22 protein-coding genes are annotated in these 23,543 nt (G+C 38.7%); 4 read left to right on the top strand and 18 right to left on the bottom strand.

The annotated features are described in order from the left end of the window. Window positions 1-53: 53 nt before the first annotated feature. From F2B13_RS06985 to F2B13_RS06915, 15 genes are all read right to left on the bottom strand, one after another. Complete coding sequence (locus F2B13_RS06985; RefSeq protein WP_149303832.1) at window positions 54-938, bottom strand: helix-turn-helix domain-containing protein; 885 nt, start codon at window positions 936-938, stop codon at window positions 54-56. 167 nt (window positions 939-1,105) lie between these two features. After that, window positions 1,106-1,318: a hypothetical protein gene (locus F2B13_RS06980; RefSeq protein ID WP_149303830.1), complete on the bottom strand. Its 213-nt coding sequence runs from the start codon at window positions 1,316-1,318 to the stop codon at window positions 1,106-1,108. 225 nt (window positions 1,319-1,543) lie between these two features. Beyond that, entirely contained in the window at window positions 1,544-3,814 is a 2,271-nt protein-coding gene (locus tag F2B13_RS06975; RefSeq protein WP_149303828.1) for a DEAD/DEAH box helicase, read from the bottom strand. Then, window positions 3,811-4,746 carry a HamA C-terminal domain-containing protein gene (locus F2B13_RS06970; RefSeq protein ID WP_149303826.1) on the bottom strand — a complete coding sequence of 312 codons (936 nt, stop codon included), beginning with the start codon at window positions 4,744-4,746 and terminating at the stop codon, window positions 3,811-3,813. Before F2B13_RS06970 ends, F2B13_RS06975 begins: the two co-directional genes overlap by 4 nt. A gap of 158 nt (window positions 4,747-4,904) precedes the next feature. Continuing rightward, window positions 4,905-5,231: a hypothetical protein gene (locus F2B13_RS06965; RefSeq protein WP_149303824.1), complete on the bottom strand. Its 327-nt coding sequence runs from the start codon at window positions 5,229-5,231 to the stop codon at window positions 4,905-4,907. A gap of 2 nt (window positions 5,232-5,233) precedes the next feature. Beyond that, the gene (locus F2B13_RS06960) at window positions 5,234-5,842 is read right to left on the bottom strand and encodes a hypothetical protein (RefSeq protein WP_149303822.1); all 609 of its coding nucleotides are present in this window, start codon (window positions 5,840-5,842) and stop codon (window positions 5,234-5,236) included. A 730-nt stretch (window positions 5,843-6,572) separates the two neighbouring features. Further along, entirely contained in the window at window positions 6,573-8,945 is a 2,373-nt protein-coding gene (locus tag F2B13_RS06955) for a glycoside hydrolase family 65 protein (RefSeq protein ID WP_149303820.1), read from the bottom strand. Window positions 8,946-9,414: 469 nt separating this feature from the next. Continuing rightward, window positions 9,415-10,191 (bottom strand): DUF2490 domain-containing protein, encoded by a 777-nt coding sequence (locus tag F2B13_RS06950; RefSeq protein WP_149303818.1) that lies wholly within the window; start codon window positions 10,189-10,191, stop codon window positions 9,415-9,417. Window positions 10,192-10,494: 303 nt separating this feature from the next. Next, entirely contained in the window at window positions 10,495-10,959 is a 465-nt protein-coding gene (locus F2B13_RS06945) for a hypothetical protein (protein ID WP_149274342.1), read from the bottom strand. A gap of 281 nt (window positions 10,960-11,240) precedes the next feature. Beyond that, on the bottom strand, window positions 11,241-12,323 hold the full coding sequence (locus tag F2B13_RS06940) for a serine hydrolase domain-containing protein (RefSeq protein WP_149303816.1): 1,083 nt from the start codon (window positions 12,321-12,323) through the stop codon (window positions 11,241-11,243). A gap of 132 nt (window positions 12,324-12,455) precedes the next feature. Further along, complete coding sequence (locus F2B13_RS06935; RefSeq protein ID WP_149303814.1) at window positions 12,456-12,923, bottom strand: hypothetical protein; 468 nt, start codon at window positions 12,921-12,923, stop codon at window positions 12,456-12,458. A 51-nt stretch (window positions 12,924-12,974) separates the two neighbouring features. Continuing rightward, the gene (locus F2B13_RS06930; protein ID WP_232625200.1) at window positions 12,975-13,520 is read right to left on the bottom strand and encodes a helix-turn-helix domain-containing protein; all 546 of its coding nucleotides are present in this window, start codon (window positions 13,518-13,520) and stop codon (window positions 12,975-12,977) included. 468 nt (window positions 13,521-13,988) lie between these two features. Next, window positions 13,989-14,456, bottom strand: coding sequence for a DinB family protein (locus tag F2B13_RS06925; protein ID WP_149274333.1), 468 nt, complete (start codon window positions 14,454-14,456; stop codon window positions 13,989-13,991). Window positions 14,457-14,611: 155 nt separating this feature from the next. Further along, window positions 14,612-15,184 (bottom strand): hypothetical protein, encoded by a 573-nt coding sequence (locus F2B13_RS06920; RefSeq protein WP_149274331.1) that lies wholly within the window; start codon window positions 15,182-15,184, stop codon window positions 14,612-14,614. A gap of 115 nt (window positions 15,185-15,299) precedes the next feature. After that, entirely contained in the window at window positions 15,300-15,725 is a 426-nt protein-coding gene (locus F2B13_RS06915) for a winged helix-turn-helix transcriptional regulator (RefSeq protein WP_149274329.1), read from the bottom strand. Window positions 15,726-15,816: 91 nt separating this feature from the next. On the opposite strand from F2B13_RS06915, the gene F2B13_RS06910 reads away from it, so the two are divergent. Next, on the top strand, window positions 15,817-16,260 hold the full coding sequence (locus F2B13_RS06910; protein WP_149274327.1) for an SRPBCC family protein: 444 nt from the start codon (window positions 15,817-15,819) through the stop codon (window positions 16,258-16,260). A gap of 224 nt (window positions 16,261-16,484) precedes the next feature. On the opposite strand, the gene F2B13_RS06905 is transcribed toward F2B13_RS06910, so the two are convergent. From F2B13_RS06905 to F2B13_RS06895, 3 genes are all read right to left on the bottom strand, one after another. Further along, window positions 16,485-17,696 carry a hypothetical protein gene (locus F2B13_RS06905; RefSeq protein WP_149274325.1) on the bottom strand — a complete coding sequence of 404 codons (1,212 nt, stop codon included), beginning with the start codon at window positions 17,694-17,696 and terminating at the stop codon, window positions 16,485-16,487. Window positions 17,697-17,854: 158 nt separating this feature from the next. Beyond that, window positions 17,855-18,334: a hypothetical protein gene (locus F2B13_RS06900; RefSeq protein ID WP_149274323.1), complete on the bottom strand. Its 480-nt coding sequence runs from the start codon at window positions 18,332-18,334 to the stop codon at window positions 17,855-17,857. A gap of 147 nt (window positions 18,335-18,481) precedes the next feature. Continuing rightward, window positions 18,482-18,985, bottom strand: coding sequence for a hypothetical protein (locus tag F2B13_RS06895; RefSeq protein WP_149274321.1), 504 nt, complete (start codon window positions 18,983-18,985; stop codon window positions 18,482-18,484). A 280-nt stretch (window positions 18,986-19,265) separates the two neighbouring features. On the opposite strand from F2B13_RS06895, the gene F2B13_RS06890 reads away from it, so the two are divergent. Genes F2B13_RS06890 through F2B13_RS06880 form a run of 3 tightly spaced genes read left to right on the top strand, consistent with a single transcriptional unit; the run spans window position 19,266 to window position 23,247 of the window. Next, the gene (locus tag F2B13_RS06890; protein WP_149274319.1) at window positions 19,266-20,057 is read left to right on the top strand and encodes a 2Fe-2S iron-sulfur cluster-binding protein; all 792 of its coding nucleotides are present in this window, start codon (window positions 19,266-19,268) and stop codon (window positions 20,055-20,057) included. A gap of 11 nt (window positions 20,058-20,068) precedes the next feature. Next, window positions 20,069-21,061, top strand: coding sequence for an FAD binding domain-containing protein (locus tag F2B13_RS06885; protein WP_149303812.1), 993 nt, complete (start codon window positions 20,069-20,071; stop codon window positions 21,059-21,061). A 23-nt stretch (window positions 21,062-21,084) separates the two neighbouring features. Continuing rightward, a complete protein-coding gene (locus tag F2B13_RS06880) occupies window positions 21,085-23,247 on the top strand; it encodes a xanthine dehydrogenase family protein molybdopterin-binding subunit (RefSeq protein ID WP_232622901.1) in 2,163 nt (720 codons plus the stop codon). Window positions 23,248-23,543 lie beyond the last annotated feature (296 nt).

The following is a 23,543-nucleotide window of genomic DNA, read 5'->3' as shown; positions in this document are numbered from 1 at the left end:
AGAGCGTTCAAGATCAAGCTTTTCTTAAAAAGTCAATGTCTTTGCTTTTTTGTTCAGACAACGTCCGTTCCTTGTTTCTTCTGCTCACGATAGTCAGTCGGTGACAATTGATACTTTTCTTTGAAAATTCTGCTCATATGAGATACATTCTTAAATCCACAATCGAAGGTTATGGCACTTATAGTCTTGTTCGAAGTTTGTAATAGTATGGTGGCTTTTTCAAGTCTTTTGGCCGTCAACCATTTTCCGGGAGTAGTTTGATAATGTTTTTCAAATTCTCGTCTGAAAGTACTTATACTTCTGTTAGCGATATCCGCAAATTCTGAGATTTTTAGATCATAAAAATAATTGGCTTCCATTATTTCCCAAATAGGGATGGAATAATTGTCAACGATTTGATTGATATAGGCAAGTATTTGTTTGTTGTCTGGATGAATTAATATGTTAAACAGCAATTCTTTAAATTTCCCCTCAAAAATGGAGTCGGGTAATAAGTGTGGTTTCGAGAAATAAGGAAGCAGGCTTTTGTAACTATTTTTAATTTTTTCGTCAATAGTGAATTCCTGAATCATTTCCATATCTATTTCAGGTAAATTCACGGATGAAAAATGTGGTCTGAATTCCTCAAACACCTGCTGTAAATAATCATCCTTCAGGTATAAAACTAAAACTTTCCAATCTGAAAAATCATCAGGTATTTCTTGATGAAATGCACCTCTTTTTAATAAAAATCCCTGCTCTTGACTAAGTGTCCATTTTTTATTTCCATGTCTAAATATTCTTTTTCCACTTAAGGTAAAGGTCAACTGGTTGTGTTTAGAATATAGCTGAATGATTTTTGCCTTTTGAGGACATTCGTAATAACAGAATAATTGATTTCTTAAAGACAATTGGGTGAAAATATCTGGATTTGATTTGTGTATTTCGTAGATATTCATCAATCAGAATTTTAATCAACGCTATTCTTATTACTCTTGCCAACTACAGCGCTACACACGACATCTGCGAAAGCAGTGTGCGGGTTGTGACGCTGGTATTGATTTCTACTGAAATATAGCAAAATCCCTTAAATGAGCGGGATATGTTTTTTCCTATACGATCCGCTCTATAGTTCTGCGGCCGCAGCGCGCACCGCAACATCGGTCTTTACTGTTTCGATATTGGTAGTATATAGTACCGTACCACCGAGCGTAGCGACCGATGAAGACCCATAAAATAAAAATAAATGGGGAACAAATGGCTCTTCGCCCTGCGCTATGGCACGTTGGCCGCTTGAGCGGACGGCTGAAAGCTGATTATGCCAACGATAACTTTGCAATTTGGTGTAGTAGGTCGTTAGGGCCTATTTCTTTTTGGGCGGGAGTGCCCTGGCAGGGAGCAACAAATGTCAGCCTCAGCTAAATATGCCCTAACGGTTAGTATATGAAAAGTAGCGGGTTTTTAAGTACTAACTTTTCGGATTATAACAGACCTTTAATTTATTCACTTTCTTTCGATTAAACGATAAAACCGCTATTTTTTATATGCGTTGTTAGGCTACTTTTTATGTTCCTTTTAGCTTATTTCTTTCATATTCTATGAAGTCAGGCTTTTCAAAAATTTTTTCAGCCCTTATAATTTTAATAACATTGTCTTGATTCATTTTTTCAGGAATGAACTTTTCTAGTTTTCTGATTGCTGAACTTGGAATTCCAAATTCTGATAGTATTGTAAGGTTCTCTCTTAAAAATTCGTTCTCGATTAAATTAGTATAGTAGCTGTAATTTCCTGCTCTTAAACCTTTCTCATTACAAACAAATTCTTGAATTGAGTTTATTACAGATAGCCATTTTGGTATTTTATATTGGAACCAATGTTTTTGAATTTGGAAATTACTCATAATTACTTCCTCCATGACTTCCAATTCATTTATTGAAGAATATCGTTTACCAAAATCATATACTCTTTGGTCTATATCACTATCATTATTTTCCTTGAATTTATTGTAATATTCAACACACTTGATTATATATTCTATATCAGAACTTATTAAGCTACCTAAACTTTGATGAAGGCCATAATTAAATGTCTTGTTTACGAGTCGTCCAATTCCTAAAGATTTTGATTCTCCGGGTTTCATTAAAAATTTCCAACTAAGATTCAAACAATATTTTAATTGATTGTAATTAGGGTTTCTTGCCCAAGCTATGAGTTTATATTTTGGGATTATGTCTTCTCTTATTGTATCAATGATACCAAGTTGTCCACTGACTTGCATACCATTTTTCTTGATTATTTCTTTTTCATCATTTGGGATTTGCTTTATTCTTTGATACTGTGCAGTATCAGGCTTTCTTACTTCTTCTTCTTCAAGATTAATTAAAACTTCATCCGATATAGGATTTTGCTCAAAAAAAGGAATATCAACTATAACCTGCTCATTCGGTGGTATTGGATTAAAATTAAATATTTTACCAGTGTAGTGAATCATTAGTCTACCTGCACGACCTTTAATATTTGAATAGTCGAAAAAGTCGATAGGCGTTCTCAGGCCTTTTGTCTTATCAAAGAAAACAATGTTTTTCGCACTAGTATTTACTCCTTCAATAATAGTTGTTGTACAGAATAGATATTTTAGAGCACCATTATTAAAATAATCTATAATAGTTGTAGTAATGTGTTTTTGAAGTGCACCATCGTGAATTCCAATTTCAAAGTTTAATAAATCAATTAAACTCCAATTATCTGAAATATTTTGATTTATCCATTCAATTATAGCCAACTTAGAGTTATTTGCTACGATGCCTTGTTCTTTAAGATATTTAGAAAATTGTTTAGATAAGTATCTAACTCTATTTGGTGAAGAGCAATAAATAATAGATTGTTCATCGTTTTTGTCTAATAGAAGTTCAAAGAGTTTTTCTTCCTTAAACTGGCATGCCTCTTTGTATCCTGCTCTTCTATGATGATTTGTTTTATCAAAAACTTCTTTATTAGGTGTGTAGAGGTCTATTGTTTTTACATCAACAAGTGAAGATTTTGTTTTGTAAAAAACTGCATTATATTCTTCTTCAAAGCCTTCTGAAATTCCGTCTATGTTAGGGCCTAGTAGATAAAACTTACTTTGAAATGTTTTTATGATATAATGAAGTGCATTATTTAAAGAATCTGCTCTCTCATCATCTCTTTTTGAGCTAAGTTTATAGAATTCATCGATAACGATAAAATCAATATTAGGAAAGTAATTGTATTCATTAACTCTTTCTGCTGTAAATAAAAATATATTTCCATTGTCAGTCGAGGGTTCTTGAGAAGTTCTAACAATTAGTTTATATCGCTCATCATATTTTTTTAATTTCCTTCTAGTCTCGTCAAGAAGAGCCAATGTTGGCTGAATGATTATTATGTTTTGAAACTTAAAGGAAGCAACAAATTCTTCAATCAAAAGACTTTTTCCAAAACTTGTTGGCGCACTTACAATTACATTTTTATCTGAATTCAAGAGTGACAAAAGATGTTTTTGGTCTTCATGCAGAAACTTATCTAGATTGTCTGAATGATGATAAACTTGACGAATTAAAGAATCCGTTGAATCTAATTCTAGACCTTCTTTTGAAAGGTATGGATAAAAGCCTACAGCTTCAATGATATCTGTGAGAACGTCATTTAATCTAGGGTCAAACTTATTTTTATTTTCTAGAAAGTTTACTACGACTTTTCGCGCTAATTCTTCGTTCGATACAATTAATTCGGAACATTTTTTATATAAACCAAAAGTATCTTCAAAATCGAATGATGATGCATTTTGTATTTCTAGAAGTAAATCTTCAATCATTCTCCTAGTTTTTGCATTAATGAAAGTTTATTATGTAATCCCTTAACTAACTCTACTTTGTCTTGAACTGGAAATAGTATAAGAATAATATTCAATTTTGTCTTTAGAGGATGATTGTTGTTATCATCAAAATATTGCTTTAATTCTTGCATTTCATTGATATAGTCCTCTATGAAATCTTCGCAGTTCTCATCTGAGTATTTATTGAATAATTCACAGTTATACGTACATAGTAAAGGTATATTTATTGATTCAAGTTGGTCAATTAGCTTAGAAGACTTACTCATTAAATCTATCCAATAATCTTTTTCGGGAATGTTATCAAAATGTTTTAGTTTTTTAGATACAATTAGAAATTCAGAATTTAGATAGTCACTTTTAAAATGTTCTTCTATGTCTTGAATTAGAGCTTTAATTCCAGCTTTACCATCTTTATAGAGTTTAGATTCTCCAAGCCATAAAGTTTTAGTGTTTGGTTCTATATGCACTGCATCAAATCCGTGAACGGTTGCTCCGTATGCGTCTTTAAAATATATTTTAGATAATAAAGGTATTGTATTGTGAAAATCTCTTAACAGAAGGTGCAAAACTAATTCTCCAAATTCTCCTCTTCTTAGATATTTATCCTCTAAGTCGTCTTCAATAGATCCAGTATTATAAATGTCTTTTACTTTTTGAAAAGCATCAATCTTATAAATTGATTGAGCAGCTTCAATTAGCTTACTTAAGATTTCATTGTTTGGTGTTTCTTCTCCATCGTGAAATCCAAAAGCAAATTCATAGATTACATCAGAAAGTTTATTAATTAATGGTTTGATTCGGTATTTTGAATTTCCATTATCATCAATATCAAAACCTACTAAAAAAGTACTTAGTTCAGTATCATTTATTTTATGAGTAATAATTTTTTCTGAACTAAATGGTGTTTTCATCTGTTTTATTTAATGCTACACAACGGTCTCGTATAACCGTCAGTTACGGATTTATATGCGTTAATATTCGGTTTGGTACTGACTTTAGCAATTCCGAGTGGATTCGGACGTAGTCTAATCCGCCGTAATTGCGGTTATACTTTGTTAGCCATTGGCTTTTAGTGAAAAACAAGAACCTCTAAATACTCAATACTTGGGGATACTATCTTAACTTTATTCCAACCACCATTTAATACAATTCTATGTTTAGTATCCTCAAAACCTTCATATTGTATTGTTTTTTCAAAATAAAATGGTGGGTTTGACATTTCATGTTTTATTTTAAATACTCCTTGTCCTCTGGGGCCTGCCCATCTTCTTACGCTGTAAATTAATAATTGTCCTGTCCAAAAGAATGGAAGGTAAGTTTGTTCATGAATTGTTTTTTCCTGCCTTGGACGAACAGTAAAAGAGTCTTTAAGTGGTGAAGGTGAAATAGCTGGCATAATTAGTAGTTTTTAAAATAGTTTAATTCATTCTTTTCAACAGTGTGACAATATTCTCCCCAAAATAAAGAACACATTAACTTGCTAAAAAAATCTTCTGATGTTGTTATTGGGAAAAATTTATCACTAAAATATTTTCTAAATAGTTTAAAATCTATGTTAGAACTTTTTATTTTCGGATGTAATTCTTGCTTGAATAGTGGCTCTAAATCATTATATGATTTTATTGGGAATTTTAAACAAGTTTTTGATATTTGGCAGGCATGTAATGCAATCTGAAAATTATGATTTGATTTTGCGATTGTATTTAGTAGAAATAAATCTTTCTTACCGAAGATTATATTACTTTCAAAATTACTATATAATATTTCAATTAAAGTGTCGTCTACGCAATCTAAATTTATAATATCCTCGATTGATTGAAACTCACAGTTAGGTAGATTACGCCTCGAATCAATAATATTTTGAGCAAATTGTTTGATGTTGTATTTCGAGATATTCTCTCTGTCTCTTTCAAAATTAATTTCATTGATTAATTGTTCTCCGCTCTCTACAATATTTAAAAAATTGATTAAAGATGAAGTAACGGCTGTGTTTCTTTCTGCTTTCATATTCAAAATGTTATAAATTTTATAAAAAATCAGTTTCTATCTAGCTTGTGGCTAACATAGGAATATCATCATTGATCATATCCGCCTATCCCTACAATGTAGGAAACTACTTCGTGGGCGATTCGGGTTTGTCTATCAAATGATCAAAAAACCGGTTCAACGGTTGTACCCGATTAAGATTAGTTGAAGAAAATTGTATCACGCTTTGACGTATCCCGTTCATCTTATGTCGGTTTCAACACCCTTGTATCTAAAAATGGGTGTATACTATCTAACTTCTTAAGAAGTCCTTTTCAATTTTAACCCTTTTCCTATGTGTACATCCGATAAAAGCCCGAACGAACCCCAATTGGCCGAAGACGAGGCACAGGTCTTGGACGACCTCGGCCTCCATGGCGAGTCCCGAAGACGTTTTCTAGGCCGTATTTAGGCGGCCAGCCTTAGCGTGCTGTTCGCCCCTAGACTGGGTTCCGAAATTTTTGGGAAGTCCACCCCCGACGAAGTGGTGGCCGAAATTCAGGGAAGTCTTCAAAATTGAATCAGCCGGTGCTATCGAGAATCGTTTAATTGAACTTTGAGAAACCGGACATCAAGATAAGCAGAAATCAAGCAGTGACGCTAAAGGTTCCATTTTAGAAACTTTGTTTGATTTCAATTACTTAACCCGTTTCTTTGATAGCCTTTCACTACTACAGCTCGATTGGTATTGGATATTTCCAATACATATTTTTCAGTTGCAATTGGCGCTTTCCAACTCCTTGGTGCAGGAGGGTTGTCTTTTGGTAAGTCGCACTTCCTCTTCTCTATGGTAGATGGTAAGGTTATCCCCCTTCTTTAACAAATAGCTCACCTTATCCCTTTCAATTACAACCTCAAGCAATTTACAGCGCAACGTTAAACGAAAGCGTACGGCCTTGGCATTGGGTGTTTTTTTTGGTCTAAAGCTTATCTTGCCGCCATAGTCCCGTAAACCGGCCAAACCATATACAATGGCCATCCAGGTGCCTCCCATGGCAGCTATATGCGCTCCGTCCTTGACATTCCCCCCTACATCAGCGAGATCCATCCAGGCCGTATATCTAACCAACTCCATTGCCCTGTCAAGAATTCCCAGCTCAAAGGCCAAGATACTGTAAACGCAAGAGGACAATGAAGAGTCGCCCGTAGTTATGGGATCATAATAATCGAAATTGCTTTTTTTCTGTTCTTTTGAGAATTCATGGCCCAAAAGGAACATGGCCATCACCACATCGGCCTGCTTGATGACCTGAAAACGGTAAATGACCAGGGGATGGAAGTTCAATAAGAGCGGATAATTCTCCAAAGGGGTATTTTCAAAATCCCAGATTTCCTTCTTCAGGAATTCATCATCCTGCGGGTGGATTCCTTTTTCCTTATCATAAGGAATATACATTTTGGTCGCGGCATTTTCCCATTCTTCAATCTCTTCCTTCTTCAAATCGGTATCGATGGCCAGAGCCTCAAATTTTTCAGGTCTCTTTTTCTCGAGCAACTGTAAACTCTGCGATGCGTACCGTAGGTTTTCGCGTGCCATCATATTGGTGAACGCATTATTGTTCACTATGGCGGTGTATTCATCGGGACCTGTTACGCCATGAATATGAAACTCATCCTTACCGTTATGTGAATAGAACCCCAAATCTGCCCAGAAACGAGCTGTTTCAATCAACATTTCGGCCCCGTATTCAAAAAGAAACTCCTCATCACCGGTTACCTCGACATACTTTCTTAGGGCGTACATTATATCCGCATTGATATGATATTGTGCGGTTCCCGCGGCAAAGAAAGCAGAGGCTTCATCTCCTGTAATTGTTCGCCAAGGAAACAGTGCGCCCTTCTGATTTAATTCTTTGGCACGTTTACGAGCCTTGTCCAAAAGGCTATATCGGAAACGCAGTAGGTTTTTGGCGATTTTTGGTGAGGTATAGATTAAAAATGGCATTAGGTAAATCTCGGTATCCCAGAAATAATGACCTTCATAGGCATCTCCTGTAAGGCCTCTGGCCCCTATACCCGTCCCTTCTACACGGGCCGACGCTTGTAGGATATGGAACAGATTAAAGCGAAGACATTGCTGGGTTCTCCGGTCCTTGTACATGGAAACCTCAATGTCACTCCTGGCCCAGAAATTATCCATGAACTGCTGCTGATTCTCGGCCAACTCCTCGAAACCAGCCTGTTTGACAGAATTCAACGTGCGTTCCGTACGCCCACAAAGTTCATCGACGGGCGCATTTCTGGAGCTATGGTACACCATATATTTTGTCATTTCAAAAGGCATCCCTTTCTCGGCGTGTACGGTATACACTATTTTTGCAGAATCTTCGTAACATTCCCCGGCATACGAATAGGTGTTTTCCGTTTTGATGTAATGGTCCACACCACAGGCCAAAGTCATTCCGCTCGTCTGTATTTGATGGCCCAATAGTACTCGCTCATCCTTGATCGTATTCATTTGAGGAACAAAAACACTAGGGCCTACTCCAGGTGATTTTCTCGGATCAACTGTGTTGTCTTCTGCATCATTTTTCTCTGTTGGGCAGCGTAATTTAGAGGAGACAATCAGTTTGGCCGAAGCATTCAACACTTTCACTTCATAAGAAATTGCAGCCACATGCCTTTGTTCCATTGAAACAATTCGGGTGGAGCGAATGGAAACCCGTTTTCCAGAAGCGGTTTCCCAGATTACCTCACGATGCAGGCTTCCTGCCCTCATATCAAGTACCCGTTCATACTCCTTGATATCTGCCGTTGGGAGGTAAAATGGCTCATCGTCCACATACAGCCTTATGACCTTGCTGTCGGTAACATTGAGCATGGTTTGCCCTGTTTGGGCAAAACCATAGGCCGATTCCCCGTAACGGATGGGCCATTGTTCATGGAACCCATTGATAAAAGTCCCGCGTTGTACCACGGGAGTGCCTTCTTCATGGTTCCCACGAAAGCCAAGGTAGCCGTTTGCAATGGCAAAAACAGTTTCGTCCTGGGCCAGATATTGGGGTGAAAATTTTTTTTGGATAAACCTCCAGTCGTCCACTGGATAAATATGTTCGGGTGGTAGTTTGATATTTTTTGAAATCATATGATTTTCCAACACACCGCTCAATGTAGAGCCGGTTTTTTAGGTTCTTAGAATGATTTATATTTCCATACAGCTTTAAAGAACTCTAATATACTTGAAAGTTGGGAAGCTTACGAAACAAAATGCAGTCAACATAAAATATAACACTAAATTGATATTATAGCTTTCAAACCACACAAAAGTGACAATTTGGAAGTGAATGGCTATACCATAGTAAACTAAATATGTGTTTTACATATGGCTTGGTAACTTTTCCCATTGCATTACACCTTTTAAAGATTGAGAATCGATTAAATCCGCTTGCCATTTCCGATTAAAGGTGTTTCGATTCGTTCAGTTATATTAATTGATTTTAACAAATCCTAATCATCTTCTTTTATCCGCAATCCTTTATTCAGACTTTTTTTGGCACTTTTCAAGCCGAATCAATACAACTTTAACGCTGAAAATACCTTTCCGTCCTATTGTTTTATTCTTCCCCATGCCGTACCTCGTTGAACGGTACATTCTTGTTTTTCCTGAAATCAAAGCTGCCGTAAAAGAACAGGCGCAAGGTATGGTTCAAATTGTAGACATTGCCTGCGGCGAGCTGCTGGTATACCATCATATATCCGCAATCTACCTTCCAATGCCTGCTCAGCTTATGCTTTACACCAATGGTCAACCTGTTTTGGTTGAATGTGTTGAAGACCACATCCTGGCCAAAATTCAGGTGTATTTCATTGGCCAATATCAATTCTGTAGCCCCGTCCTGTTTAAAGGGAAATCCAGCGCTCACCAGAAATCGAATACGGTTGACAAAGAAATCGTCATTCAAGGATTGGCCATCCTGCACATTATTGAAAAAGCGTTGCTCCAATCGAATCCTGAACAAAGCGTTCATCCTTTCATAACGTTTCGATACGCTCAACTGTTGGTAAATTCTGTTCTCGTTCTGAAAATTGTCCCAATCCCCGGTTGGCGTTAACCAAAGGTGCGCATACCCTGTTGCCAAACGAAGATTGGCATTTAAATAGTATTGGCCGCCAACGCGGAGGAAATAAAAATTAGAATCTGCTAAAAAGTTATTTCTGCGTATATGGATATCATTCAGTATTGCCCAGCGATTGGCAATTCTAAATACATTATTTGTGGAAATCCAGAATTGCGCATTTTCATTTACAACCCGTTCCGGTAGTTCTTGACCTCTAGTGCAGTCACTTACCAAAAACAGAATTACTGTTAAACCAAATACAAAAGATTTCAATCGACTTTATTTAGAACCTAAAAGTAAGTAGTGTCCGATAAAACTTTTAATTATCCATAATGATTTTTTGGCGATATGCCTATTATTGGCAGACTTTATGAACGTTCTACCGTGGTTTGAAAAATCCGATTTGTCCCCTGTTCGGTAGTAAATCACCTAATCGGTTTTTGAAAATCCCTCCGGCTTGGAATCAATGGCGGGATGTATGGTGTGCCTTTTAAGTTTCAAAGTTGGGCATAAGGCTTAAATTGTTTAGGCTCTCACAATTTTTTGAAGTTCTGATTGGGACAATGCTGTATTACATTATGGATTTTTCTTTTTCAATTCAAGTCCATCAATCCAGAAAATACCTGATTCCAAGAATTCCAACTTTGCGATAGCTTTTTCTTCGGACGAATTATTAGAGGATTCATTTTTGAATTTAGCCTTGGTATCATTGAAATTTAATGGGTAATTATGGTCTACATCGGTATCTCCATTGGTTGTGAAATAAATGATGTCATTTTCGGCGCTCCATTTTCCTTTTCCACTAATACTGGGCTCGGCAGGTAAGTTTTCTTTGCCGGGTGAGGTAATTCTTAGGTTTGGCCCCTCAATTTGTCTAACAGAATATGAATCGAAGTGAAAAGTGCCATCTGGGTGTAGTTTCAATAAAGATTGAACCGACCCACTGTTTGATACTTTCTCATATTCGCCGGCAATCTCATGAGATTGCGAACATGAACACAGATGGGACATCAATAGAACTATTATCAGAATATTTTTCATTTTGGCGTCATTTTTTTTAGTGATTGATGCTAACGGCAGTCTGTCTCAAAACTCGTCTTGACCCCATGAGATGGCCGTATTTAAAATTTTTCGAAGGTACCTAATACGAAACTCAAAAATGGGGGTTTTAAGACGGTCTGACGGTTTTGTATAAGCGCAGTAGCGGTTTTCACGCACTATCTTTTCGGCTTATAACTGACCTTAAATTTATACTTTTTGTTTCGTTTTGTCACTTCTAACCGCTATTGCGTTTATACGTTGTTATGCCACGTTATTGTTAGCTATTCAGACTTTTTGTCCGCAATAGTTTGTTTAAAAAAGTCTGCGACCAATGATGCACCTTTTTTGCCACCGTCATCGATATTCGATAAGATAACCACAGTATAATTATCGTCCATAAAGTCCATCAATTCGCAATGAATGCCGTACCAACCTCCACTATGACCTTGGATAATTTGATTATATCTTTGGTCAATATCAATTCCATAACCCAGATGTGTATTGTAGCCTTTCACTTTTGGCTCAAACATTAACTCCGTAGTTGTTTTTTTCAAAAGCGTTCCATCTTGCAATGCCTTGGAAAATTTAAATAAATCCTCTGCGGTGGAATAATGAAATCCAGCTGGCGATGTTTTTGAAAGGTAGTAGTCATTTCGTTTTAAGGTGTTTTTTTGACCGAAAGAAGATGTGTAGCCACTTGCCTTGTTTGAAATAATGGAATCAATTTCAAGTTCGGTGGTGTTTTTCATCCCTGCAGGCAAGAAAATGTTTTCTTTAACGTATTCGTAGTAACTCTTTCCGCTAACTTCCTCAATCAAAAGTCCGAGGATTACAAATCCAGAAGCGCTGTAATCATATTTCGTTCCAGGTTTTGACAATAAGGTGTCATTGGCAAAGAGTTTTGCGAAATCTGATACATTTTGATAATCAAGATTGTTGTTTTTCCAAAAATCCAAATTGTTGTTATGTCCCGAGGTGTGGGTGAGAAGTTGGTGTGCCGTTACCGAGTCTCTGACAAGTTTGTTTGGATAGTCAGGAAGATATTTGCCTATTGAAGTTTTTAAATCGATTTTCCCCTTCTCGTAGAGTTGCAAAGTAGCGACCGCCGTAATCATTTTGGTAATCGATGCAATGTTGAATTTGGTGTCGATTTTATTTTCGACGTTGTATTCTATATTGGCAAGTCCGTAAGCTCTTTTTTGGGTAACGCTGCCATTTTTTGCAACAAGGATTACACCAGAGAAATCCTCTGAATTTAGATGGTTAAGGAACGATTCGATTTGTTGGTTTATGTTCTGTCCATTTATTGAAACAGCTAAAAACAAAAACAAAGGGAATAAAACCATTTTTATTTTAATGCTCATAGGTTGGTTTTAATGTGTCATAACGGTAAAGTATAAGTGTAGTACGGGATTGCGAAGCCTACACTTTCCACTTTGCCGATATGTTTGTTAATGATTCTAAGTTCAAATTTAGCACTTTCGCCCGCATTACACTTATACCATGTTATGGGCAGTATTTATTTTTATTCTACCCGAAAGTTTCATTCCGGCTTTTATATTCAATCCTATCAATGTCAAGTTAATAGCTCCAAAAAGTAATTCGATGATTTGTACATACAAAAATGTGCTATCAATGTTATTATTAATGGCTCTAAAATATAGGTAAATTGCCAATGAGATGAGTATAATTCCGTTAAATGCAACAAATTTCATTCGTTTCATTTTTGTTGCAACGATTGGACTTTGGGACTTTCCCGCAAGTTTTTTGCCCGTTATTCCCAATATTGGCATTGCAAACAAAAGAACAGGCAAACAATACAGTATTCCTGTTTTTACTTGCTTGATAAATTCTTGATTTCCAATTATTTCGGCAATAAGGGAAAAGCTGAAAAAACAACCGATGGTCAATACGGCAATGGAAGTTGCGATAATATGGGCTTTTACAATGGTTTTGCGTTTCATTATCTTATTGTATTAAAGTTTGTTAAGACAAAGCTCGCTTAATCAAATAGCCTAAAATTGTAAGAATCGGAAATTGGGTAAATTTTTTCTAATTTCTTTTGGATGAGTTCCGATGATATTCTTAACGGTATTGGTAAAATGTGCCTGGTCGGCAAAGTTTTGTGAGTAGGAAACCGAAGTCAGGGAGTCGGGCGAATATTTCATTTGATAGATGGATTGCCTTAACTTAACTAACATAATGTATTCCTTTGGGGAGCAGCCAACAGATTTGTAAAAATGGTTACGCAAAGTCCGTGTTGAAACACCTGTATTTTCCGATAATTTTGAAATGGAAATATTTCCTTTTTCTTCTTCTATCAAATCAATTGCACTAATAACAATACTCAAATCCTTTGTTAAAACCGAACTTAAAAAAACATTCTCAACCTCCGTAAACATTTCTTTCGGATTGGAACAACTGTCAATTTTTTTCTTAAATCTTTTGGCTTCCTTTTTAAATAAATCCTCTGTTTTTATTATCCAAGGCTTTTCGGAAATGTTGTCATTTGTCAGCAGAGCCAAAGCATAGGGTTTTATGTGTGCTCCGATAATTTTCACCTTGTCTGTAAGCGGTTTTATTGAAATCTGGTTGGTCGAAATTCTCGAAATAATCATTTCGGCACTATAATTTTCGTTTGTGGAATGATTGGTAACTAAAAACGGATGTTCAAAAAAATATCCGAAAGTAATTCGAGGAAAAGGGAAAATAAATTCTTCGTTAAGTTTCAGTTTATTGACAGGAATTTCAATGAAAAAATAATAGTCCACCCACGTTTGAAGGTAATTATTGAATGGCTTTTCTATTATGAAATCATTTTCCAATTTTTCTGGATTTTATATTCTGAGTAACGTTTTTGTAATAAATTGAAAATCAAAAATTTAATACCTGTGCAATTTTGTGAAATTCTCCAATCAAATTCGAAAAAACGTTATCAAAGAGTGATTATTGCCCATAACGGTTTGGCTATGCGCAGTGTCCCGAAGGGCATTGCTTATAGGTGTTGTTGACTGTAGTGTTTTTTACTTTTAATCCCATATCTCTGGGCGATTAATTTTCATTGCTCTCAAATATGAAAGGAATTGTCCTGCGTGAACTGATTCATGATACCCAATCCGTAATAAATATTTTCCAAGGGTTTTTCTATCTCCATTTCCGGGGTGAATGATTTTCGTTTCGTTTAATTCTTTATCCGAAAATTGGCGAACGCTTTCTAGGAATGTATTCCTGTAAGTTTCAGCAAATTCAAGTTCGTCAGCAACGCTAATAAATGGTCGATTTTTCCAGGGTGTTTGATAATTTGTCATACCTCCATTATTGATTACTATATTCCATCCATAGTCGGCTTCCAAAACGTGTCTAACCATTTCTATTGCAGTCATTGCTTTTTCATCAGGTTTCCAATTGTAATAGCTTTCAGGAAGTCCTTCCCAAAGTTTTATGCTTCTTCTCCTAATCTCTGTAAAGTTTAAAATTATGAGTGCAGATTGAGTCATTTTCATTGTTTTCGAGAATGTCGTTTTACATTACAGCCAACGGCCTGGGGTATGCCTCTGTGGCAAGCGCCAGGTATTTTTTGTTTGCTTCAATTTAATAAAAAATGACCAAGCGTTTGGCCATGAGGTATACCCGATGTTATACATTGTTTACTTTAATTAATTTCTCGGATATCAATCTTTTCGAAATTTTCATTTGTCGGTTTCAACATACTATCCTTCCTAATCAATAGATATTCAGTTGCAAATAGACTGTCTGTCTGAGTTACCAAATCGTCTCGCTTTAGGACTAATCGATTTTGATTCAATTCGTAATCTCCTTGAAAGGTACAGCTATAGTCGGCATGATAGTATGTTGCAGCGAAACTCCCATTCTCATATAGACGAAGAGCTCCAGACTTGGGTGTACCATCTTTGAGAACCATTCCTGCCAAGGTCTGATTCGTCCAAAACTTGTGTTCTTTGTTTTCAAAAATTACAAAAAACGAGATGCCGAAACCTAGAGTTAAAATTAAAGGTATAAAGTCAAATTTTTTTTTCTTACGCCTTAATTGAATTAAATCAACTATAGTGATAATAAGTAGTGATAATCCTAAAAGTCCTGCAAATACGAAGAAGTTTAAAACACTGATTAATCCTCCACAATAATCTCCAATAGGAATTATAGGATTTAGCATCATTAATCCTAGAAATACTAAAACCCCATATTTAACTAGTTTGCGAATCAAATTGTGTATAACGGCCTCGTGTATGAGTAGTAGCGGATTTCTACTCGCTAACTTTTCAGTTTAGCACTGACCTTTGTTTTATGTTTGTACTTTCGTCTTATCGCTTAGGCCGCTATTACTTATACACAATGTTGTGGGTAGTTATTAATCTATTTTTTATTTCTTCAACCGTTTTATCATAATCTGAATCTATCTTCTTTTTGAAGTCCTTTTCCGCATTATTCTTTTCGGTATAATTAGCACCCCAACGATATATATCCATAACGATTGGAACAAGGTCAAGACCTTTTTTTGTCAATGAATATACATAAGCAGACCTATTATTAGAATCAATCTCCTTTTTAATAATTCCGTTGGCTAAAAGTCTATTAAGTCTATCAGTAAGAATATTTGTTGATATACTTTCTATACTAACCAATTGGTTGAAATGGCGATTGTCAAAAAAAATGAAATCTCGAAGAATTAGAAGAGTCCATTTATCTCCGAAAATGTCCAGAGATAATGTTATCGGGCAATCTGACCTTCTTTTTTGTTCTTCCATTTTTCAAAGTTACGAAAAGCACTTGCATAATAAAAGCTCTTTTGTATATTTGTACTTGTAAAATGCAAGTACAAATTGCAAAATAAAATTTATGTCTTATACTACAAGTGTATCAATTGAAGCTAGTTCAGAAGCTGTATTTAACGCGATAGCCCAGTCAGTTCAAGAGTGGTGGGGTAACACTAATTCTGCCGTTTCAAAATCAGGTGATGAGTTTACCACAAGTTTTGATAAAACTTTTTGGAAATTTGAAATTTCAGAATTTGAACCGAATTCGAAAATTGTTTGGCAATGTATAGATGCAAAGCATATTCATACGGGTTATGATGGAATTGAAAAGGAATGGATTGGAACCAAAGTTGAATGGAATTTGGAAGAGAAAAGTCAAAATGAAACTATTTTAAACTTTACTCATAGTGGACTTGTTCCAGAATTAAATTGCTACGAAATATGTTGGCCTGCTTGGGAAAGATTCGTTACAGAAAGCTTAAAGAGTTTTGTTGAATTTGGAAAAGGAATGCCGTATTTGTCCTAATTACCCACAACGTTGTAGCTATGAACAGTATGGGACGGACACGCAACGGACGTTCCCCCGACGCACATAGCGAAATCTTTTTGTTTTCTTTATTTCTTAGTCCTGTTAAACTCGACCCCGACGCTTCGAGGATAAAGATTTTGAGGACTTCATAAAAATATGCAAACCCAGCGATTAAGACTAAAACCCGTATTGTTTATTGGTTGTGTTACAAATAGTTTTAATTATCGGTATGAGTATCCCACAGTTCTCTCAGCTTTATTCTTAATTTCTGTCACCATTATAGGGTATTTAAAACTATTTACCTCATTTACATATCTTTCAGTTCCCTCAATTTGATCTAAAAATTCACCTGAGGCTTCGATAAACGGCTTGTATGGCATATAATTTCCATAGCGTGCTAAACCATATTTTAAAAATAAATTATATTCCGGATTATTTGCGAGTTCTACCTTAGGAGGGTAACTACCGGTGCCATATAATGGATGACCATTAAGAAAACCACTATGAGCACGGACACTTGTGTGAGGAAAAGTATCATACCATAATTCAATGACCCCCTCCGAATATTTAAAATCAATAGCCTGATCCCCACCTTTTATGCTTTCTATTTCATTTGAAGAATTAAATTGATAATGGTACGACTGGGCGCCCCATTCATGAACTAAAACTGAAGAAACCACTTTGTCTTCATTGTCATAATTTACAGTTTTTGATATTGAGTACGAAGAATTATTTGTTACATCAATAAGACTACCTGTAGTCTTATTGAAAGTAAAAACTTTATTATTTTCAAATTTGAATTCATACCCTTCTTCAAGTTTCCAAAAGGGAAATTCCTTAACTTTAGATACTTTGTTATTGGATCCATATTCAAAGAGTTCGATATTTCGAGCATATATTGGTTCGACGAATATTTCGTCATATGAATTGAAATTATTGTTAAATACTTCTCGAAATCTTGCAATGGGTTTTTCGCTATCATATTTTATAATTTCGATTAAATCGTCTGTAGAATTAAAAGGACTGTAATAAACAGTTTCTAAAAATTCTCCAGAAGTATTCATATTCATTGAAATATCGTCCACAATCGCTGATACAACATATTCTTTAATAATTTCATTTTTTATTTTTAGCGTGAAAGTTATTGGATCGGAAAAATTAAGAGTAGTACTTGCGGATGGTGAAATAGACGCTCCTTCTGGAAGTTCAATACTTGGAATTAATTCGGTAATATCTGTATTAAAGGGTAATTTTAGTGTTACTGTATTGGAGATGTAGTCGATTTTACCTTTTACATCTTGAGTGAGATTTGTATTGATGTTTTTCACAAAGGAGAAATTCAATATATTGTCTTTATTAGAATTGTTTTGTGAATCATCATTATTGCAAGATAGGATCATCAAAATCAATAATGGGATAAGTTTTTTTATCATATTCTAAATTATTTGTAACGGTCTATGTATGATCAGTTGCGATATTTAGAACGGTAATCGCCCTCTAGTATTGTGAATAATCGATTGCAGGATTTTCCGGCAGGGAAATCCGCCAGCAATTGATTATACATTTTGTTGCCATTAGTTTTTTATTCCGTTTAGTAAGGTTTAAATTTTTCATTTTTAGGGAATCCGTGATAGTAAACGACCTCAATCTGAAAAGCTGTTGCTCCGTTCCAACGTTTAAAATTAGTCCATTTTAATGAGTCCAAAATTTCGTCCGACCGAGATAGTACCAATGAGTCCAGTTCCGATAATTTTTTATAGGATTTTGGCTCGTGCGTTTCTTTTGGAACTTCTCCATAAAATAACCAATAACCCAAAGCTTTATCTTGTTTTGTATGTTTAGCGATATAGTCATAATAGATACTATAATAAATAGAGTTGTCAACTCTTATTAAAATCCGCTTGTCCTTTTTTCTGTCGATGTAATCAAAATGATTTGAATCAGTTTGTACATAGTATTTTATAGTTCCAAAATCTGTTTTTTCTTTTTTAATCAGTCCTTTGTGTGTCGAGCAAGAAATAGTTAAAGCAATTATTGGGAAGAGTAAAATTTTAATTTGTCCGTTTTTCATTTTAATTACTGGCAACGACACGATAACCACCGTGCCTTTGGTTAAAATTGCAAATGTGTCCGATAGGACACAAATTTATAGAATGGAATTACCTTTCCAGTCCGGATATGTAAAGGCATGGTTGTTTTATGAAATGTTAGCTACATTTTAAAAAATTCCTCGATTTTTGAAAACCCCGTTCTTTTTGATCTCAAATAGTTCTTTAAGTGATTTTCTGTCCTTACCTGTCCACTGACCCTTATGTCTTTTTACTTCATCAAATTGATATTTTTGGTGATAGTATGTACTGTCTTCTTCGGAGAAAGATAAATAAAGAAGTACGTACTTATTTTTCACAAATTTAGGTCTTCCATAATGGTCAAAGGCCTTGAATTCAATGGTATCCGTTTCTAACTTATTGAAGATGTTTGCAATCACCTTATACTTAGCAATAAATCCTTGGTCAAACGGAATATTTTCGATTTTAGCTGAATCTCCATTTAGTCCAATGATCCATTCGATTGATGGTCTCTGTTCAAATTCGTTTACCGATATTTTTTCCCCAATAAAAGCATAGAGATTAATATTCTCGTTTTGCTCAATGGGTTCCTGTTGGGCATAAACCGTTGTAATAACTGTACACCAAAGAATTAATATGAATATCCTTTTCATTATGCAATTTATTGTAGCTAACATAGGAATATGATCATTGATCATATTTGCCCTATCCCTACAATGTAGGAAACTACCCCGTAGACTATTCGGGTTTGTCTATCAAATGATCAAAAAACCGGTTCAACGGTTGCGCCCTATTCCCATTAGTTGAAGAAAATTGTATCACGCTTTGATGTATCCCGTTAATCTTATGTCGGTTTCAACACCCATGTATCTAAAAATGGGTGTATACTTTCTAACTTCTTAAGAAGTCCTTTTCAATTCTAACCCTTTTCCTATGTGTACATCCGATAAAAGCCCCAACGAACCCCAATTGACCGAAGACGAGGCACAGGTCTTGGACGACCTCGGCCTGCATGGCGAGTCCCGAAGACGTTTTCTAGGCCGTATTTCGGCGGCCAGCCTCAGTGTGCTGTTCGCCCCTAGCCTGAGCTCCGAAATTTTTGGGAAGTCCACCCCCGACGAGGTGGTGGCCGAAATTCAGGCCCTGCTCAATGAAGTACAGGTCAACCTTAAGATCAACAATACCGTGAAACCCCTACGTATCGATTCGCGTATGACCTTGCTCGATGCCCTGCGGGAGCGCCTACAGCTCACCGGCTCGAAAAAAGGCTGCGGCCACGGGCAATGTGGGGCGTGTACCGTCATCATCGATGGCAAACGCAAACTCTCGTGCCTTACCTTGGCCGCGACCTGCAAAGACAAGGAGATCACCACCGTCGAAGGGCTCGCCGAGGGCAGTCAGCTGCACCCCATGCAAGCGGCCTTTCTCAAACACGACGGCTTTCAATGCGGGTATTGTACCTCGGGGCAGATCTGCTCTTCCGTCGCCCTGATGGACGAGGCCAAAAATGGGGAGGCCAGTTATGTGTCCGAAGACTTCACCGAGGTCCCCAAGAACCTCGAACTCTCCGAAGAGGAGATACGCGAACGCATGTCGGGCAACATCTGTCGCTGCGGGGCCTACAACAATATCGTACAGGCCATCAAGGAAGTACATACCGGCCAAGAACAGGCCCCCAAGTGGGAATTTGCCACCACGGCACAAATGCAACAGGCCCAATCATAAAAAGATAATCCATGAGACCCTTTACCTTTATAGCACCCGAAACGATCGAAGCGGCCCTATCGGCCTCGGCATCCAGCGAAAAAGCCCACTATCTGGGCGGCGGCACCAACCTTATCGACCTGATGAAGGAAGACGTGGAGCGTCCCTCGCACCTTATCGAAGTGGCCGATCTGGCCCATCAAGAGATCACCAAAACGGCGTCCGGCGGATATTCCCTAGGCGCCATGAAAAACAATAGCGATACGGCGAACCACCCCGATATCCGTAAGCACTACCCCTTGCTGACCATGGCCATGCTTTCTGCGGCGACGGCCCAGATCCGCAATATGGCCACCAATGGCGGCAACCTCTTACAACGCACCCGATGCCCCTATTTTTACGAGACGTCCATGCCCTGCAACAAGCGGGAACCGGGCTCCGGTTGCGGTGCGCTTAAAGGTATGAACGGCAACCACGCCATCTTCGGATGGAGCGAAAGCTGTGTGGCCACCAACCCGTCGGACATGTGTGTGGCCCTTGCCGCTCTCGAGGCCAAAGTACAGGTACGGCAGCCCGACGGTACCGAACGGACCATCGCTTTTACGGACTTCCACAGGTTGCCCGGCGATAGGCCGGAAAAAGACCATACCCTGAAAAAGGGCGAACTCATTACGGCCATCGAACTGCCCGCCCCTAAATTTTCGGACCACTACTATTACCTAAAGATCCGGGAACGCAGCAGCTATGCGTTCGCCATGACCTCGGTAGCGGCCGGGCTCGAGCTCAACAACGGTATGATTACCGATGTAGCCCTGGCCCTGGGGGCCGTAGCCCACAAACCTTGGAAACTTATCGCTTCGGAAGATTTTTTAAGGAACAAAAAACCTACCTCCGACAATTTTACGGAAGCGGCGGAAATCGCCATGCGCGATGCGAAACCCCTGAAACACAATGCATATAAGATAGAGATGGGCAAAAAGGCCATCGTACGAAGTTTAACCCAGGCTTTTGAAAGAAAGGCATAATACAATACCTGCAAACTATGAAAATGATGAACGAAGCTGCCCTAGGAAACCCCATCGATAGGGTCGAGGGACGATTAAAAGTGACGGGGAAGGCCAAATATTCCGCCGAATTTCCGGCAGAAAACATGTGCTATGCCCTAGGGGTCAACAGCACCATTGCCAAAGGAAGGATTACCGCGATCGATACGACCGAGGCCGAACAGCAAGAAGGGGTGCTCAAAGTGATTACCTATAAAAATGTCAACCGCCTACAAACCTTGGGCAATGACCGCCCCCCGTTTACCCTTACGACGGTCATGCCGATTTTTCAAGATCGGGAAATACACTATTACGGGCAATATGTAGCCTGTGTAGTGGCCGAAACCTTTGAACAGGCGCAGTATGCCCGTAGGTTGGTCAAGGTGAGCTATGAGAAAGATACGCCCGATATTCTATGGGACGCCCATCGGGAAAAGGCGTACAAACCCGACGACAATGCCGACTTTAGCCGTGGCGATATGGAAGCGGGCATGCAGGAAGCGGACGTTACCGTCGAAGCCACCTATACGACGCCCATCGAGGTACAGCAGCCCATGGAACTGCACGCGGCCCTCGTAAGCTGGGAGGGTGACAAGGTCAAAATGTTTGCCAGCCAACAGATTTTGGACGAGTCGTGTACCGCCATCGCGGACACGTTTCGGATACCCAAGGAGAACGTACAGATCATCTCCTCCTATGTGGGCGGTGGTTTTGGGTCCAAGCTCCGTATTCACGAGCACGTGATCATGGCGGCCATGGCCGCCCGCATGTTGGAGAGGCCGGTGAAGATCGTGCTTACCCGACAACAGATGTTCACCAATGTGGGCATGCGGCAGTTCGATGAGCAAAAGATGCGGCTAGGTGCCAAAACCAATGGGGAACTGACCGCCCTTGCGCACCACACCCTGTCACATTGTGCCACGCAATTACAGTATTACGAAGCCTGCGGCAATGTTTCCAAGATGCTGTACAAGACCCCGAACAATGCCATCACGCATAGGCTCATACCGCTGAACATTCAATGCCCGAACTCCATGCGGGCACCCGGGGAGGCTACCGGTAGCTTTGCCCTCGAAAGTGCCATGGACGAATTGGCGTGGAAACTCAAGATGGATCCGATCGACTTTCGGATAAAAAACGATACACAGATCGATCAAGGGGCGGGCAAACCCTTTTCGTCACGGTTGTTGAACGAAAGCTTACGCATAGGGGCCGAGAAGTTCGGATGGCACCAGCGCAAGAGCCAACCCAGAACCAATCGACAGGGTAATTGGCTGATCGGCCACGGAGTGAGCGGGGCCTCGCGACGGTCGCCCTACCGGGAAACCAGCGCCAAGGTAATCGCTGAACTCAAGAACGGTAACGTGTGGGCCACCGTTCAAATGGACGGTACCGATATAGGCACAGGCACCTATACCATTCTCACCCAGACCGCCTCGGAATATTTGAATATTCCGGCCGAAAATATTACCGTAGCCTTGGGCGATACCGATTATCCCGTAACCCCCGGTTCGGGAGGTTCTTGGGGGGCGGCCTCGTATTCCAACGGGGTACGGGTAGCCTGCCAGAACCTGATGAAGGAGCTACAATCGAAGTCCGGTACATCCAGTTCGAATGGCGGCCTGCAAGCATTGATGTCAGAAAACGGACTCTCCAGTTATGAGGCCATGGGAACCGCGGCACCTTCGGAAGCTTTTGACAAGCATTCCGTGTTTTCGTTCGGGGCCAACTTTGCGGAGGTCTGGGTCGATAAAGATACGGGCATGTTCCGTATAAAGCGGATGGTCAATGTGGGGGCCGCAGGAAAAATACTGAATCCCAAAACGGCTTTTGGCCAAATTATTGGTGGCCTCACCATGGGCGCAGGGATGGCCATCGCCGAAAAGGCCGATATAGAACCGACCCACGGCAACTTTATCACGCGGTCCCTAGCGGACTATCACGTGCCGGTAAATCTTGATCTGGCGAACATCGACGTGGTCTTTTTGCCAGAGGAAGACAAAATCGCCAATGAGATGGGCGTGAAAGGCATCGGTGAACTGGGCATCACCAGTGTGGCGGCCTCTATTGCCAATGCTATTTTCAATGCGACCGGGCAACGGTTCAGGGATTTGCCCATCACTCCGGATAAAGTACTCACGACTCCCCTTGAACCCGGAGTGGCCTAAAAAGTCAGGTATCCCATCCCCTCAAGATAGCGGATAGTACTTGTATCCTAAGGAGACCGGAAAATCGGACTAGGGATATTTCAGTATACCTTCCTAAAGTCGCTTATGAACTTAGGTTTACCTCTCCGCAGCCTTTAGTAGGCTGTTCCAACTAAATAAAGGGCATTCAACACCTCAAAGAAGAATGGGCTCCATACCTTCAAAGGCGCATCAAATAGTTCTAGGCCTTACCCCCTATTGCCACCTTCTACAATGTTTTGATCGAACAACGTATCGTCAACGCAACGTTGGTATGT

Source organism: Pareuzebyella sediminis, assembly GCF_008367235.1.
GTDB classification, from domain to species: Bacteria; Bacteroidota; Bacteroidia; order Flavobacteriales; family Flavobacteriaceae; genus Pareuzebyella; species Pareuzebyella sediminis.
This window is presented reverse-complemented; position numbering and strand designations above follow the sequence as displayed.

Coding starts and splice junctions, on each gene's coding strand:
- F2B13_RS06965 (WP_149303824.1), bottom strand. CDS start 5,231: ATGCCAGCTATTTCACCTTCACCACTTAAAGACTCTTTTACTGTTCGT.
- F2B13_RS06880 (WP_232622901.1), top strand. CDS start 21,085: ATGATGAACGAAGCTGCCCTAGGAAACCCCATCGATAGGGTCGAGGGA.
- F2B13_RS06895 (WP_149274321.1), bottom strand. CDS start 18,985: ATGAAAAGGATATTCATATTAATTCTTTGGTGTACAGTTATTACAACG.
- F2B13_RS06890 (WP_149274319.1), top strand. CDS start 19,266: ATGTGTACATCCGATAAAAGCCCCAACGAACCCCAATTGACCGAAGAC.
- F2B13_RS06910 (WP_149274327.1), top strand. CDS start 15,817: ATGTCTTATACTACAAGTGTATCAATTGAAGCTAGTTCAGAAGCTGTA.
- F2B13_RS06915 (WP_149274329.1), bottom strand. CDS start 15,725: ATGGAAGAACAAAAAAGAAGGTCAGATTGCCCGATAACATTATCTCTG.
- F2B13_RS06900 (WP_149274323.1), bottom strand. CDS start 18,334: ATGAAAAACGGACAAATTAAAATTTTACTCTTCCCAATAATTGCTTTA.
- F2B13_RS06960 (WP_149303822.1), bottom strand. CDS start 5,842: ATGAAAGCAGAAAGAAACACAGCCGTTACTTCATCTTTAATCAATTTT.
- F2B13_RS06940 (WP_149303816.1), bottom strand. CDS start 12,323: ATGAGCATTAAAATAAAAATGGTTTTATTCCCTTTGTTTTTGTTTTTA.
- F2B13_RS06885 (WP_149303812.1), top strand. CDS start 20,069: ATGAGACCCTTTACCTTTATAGCACCCGAAACGATCGAAGCGGCCCTA.
- F2B13_RS06955 (WP_149303820.1), bottom strand. CDS start 8,945: ATGATTTCAAAAAATATCAAACTACCACCCGAACATATTTATCCAGTG.
- F2B13_RS06970 (WP_149303826.1), bottom strand. CDS start 4,746: ATGAAAACACCATTTAGTTCAGAAAAAATTATTACTCATAAAATAAAT.
- F2B13_RS06935 (WP_149303814.1), bottom strand. CDS start 12,923: ATGAAACGCAAAACCATTGTAAAAGCCCATATTATCGCAACTTCCATT.
- F2B13_RS06905 (WP_149274325.1), bottom strand. CDS start 17,696: ATGATAAAAAAACTTATCCCATTATTGATTTTGATGATCCTATCTTGC.
- F2B13_RS06925 (WP_149274333.1), bottom strand. CDS start 14,456: ATGACTCAATCTGCACTCATAATTTTAAACTTTACAGAGATTAGGAGA.
- F2B13_RS06975 (WP_149303828.1), bottom strand. CDS start 3,814: ATGATTGAAGATTTACTTCTAGAAATACAAAATGCATCATCATTCGAT.
- F2B13_RS06945 (WP_149274342.1), bottom strand. CDS start 10,959: ATGAAAAATATTCTGATAATAGTTCTATTGATGTCCCATCTGTGTTCA.
- F2B13_RS06985 (WP_149303832.1), bottom strand. CDS start 938: ATGAATATCTACGAAATACACAAATCAAATCCAGATATTTTCACCCAA.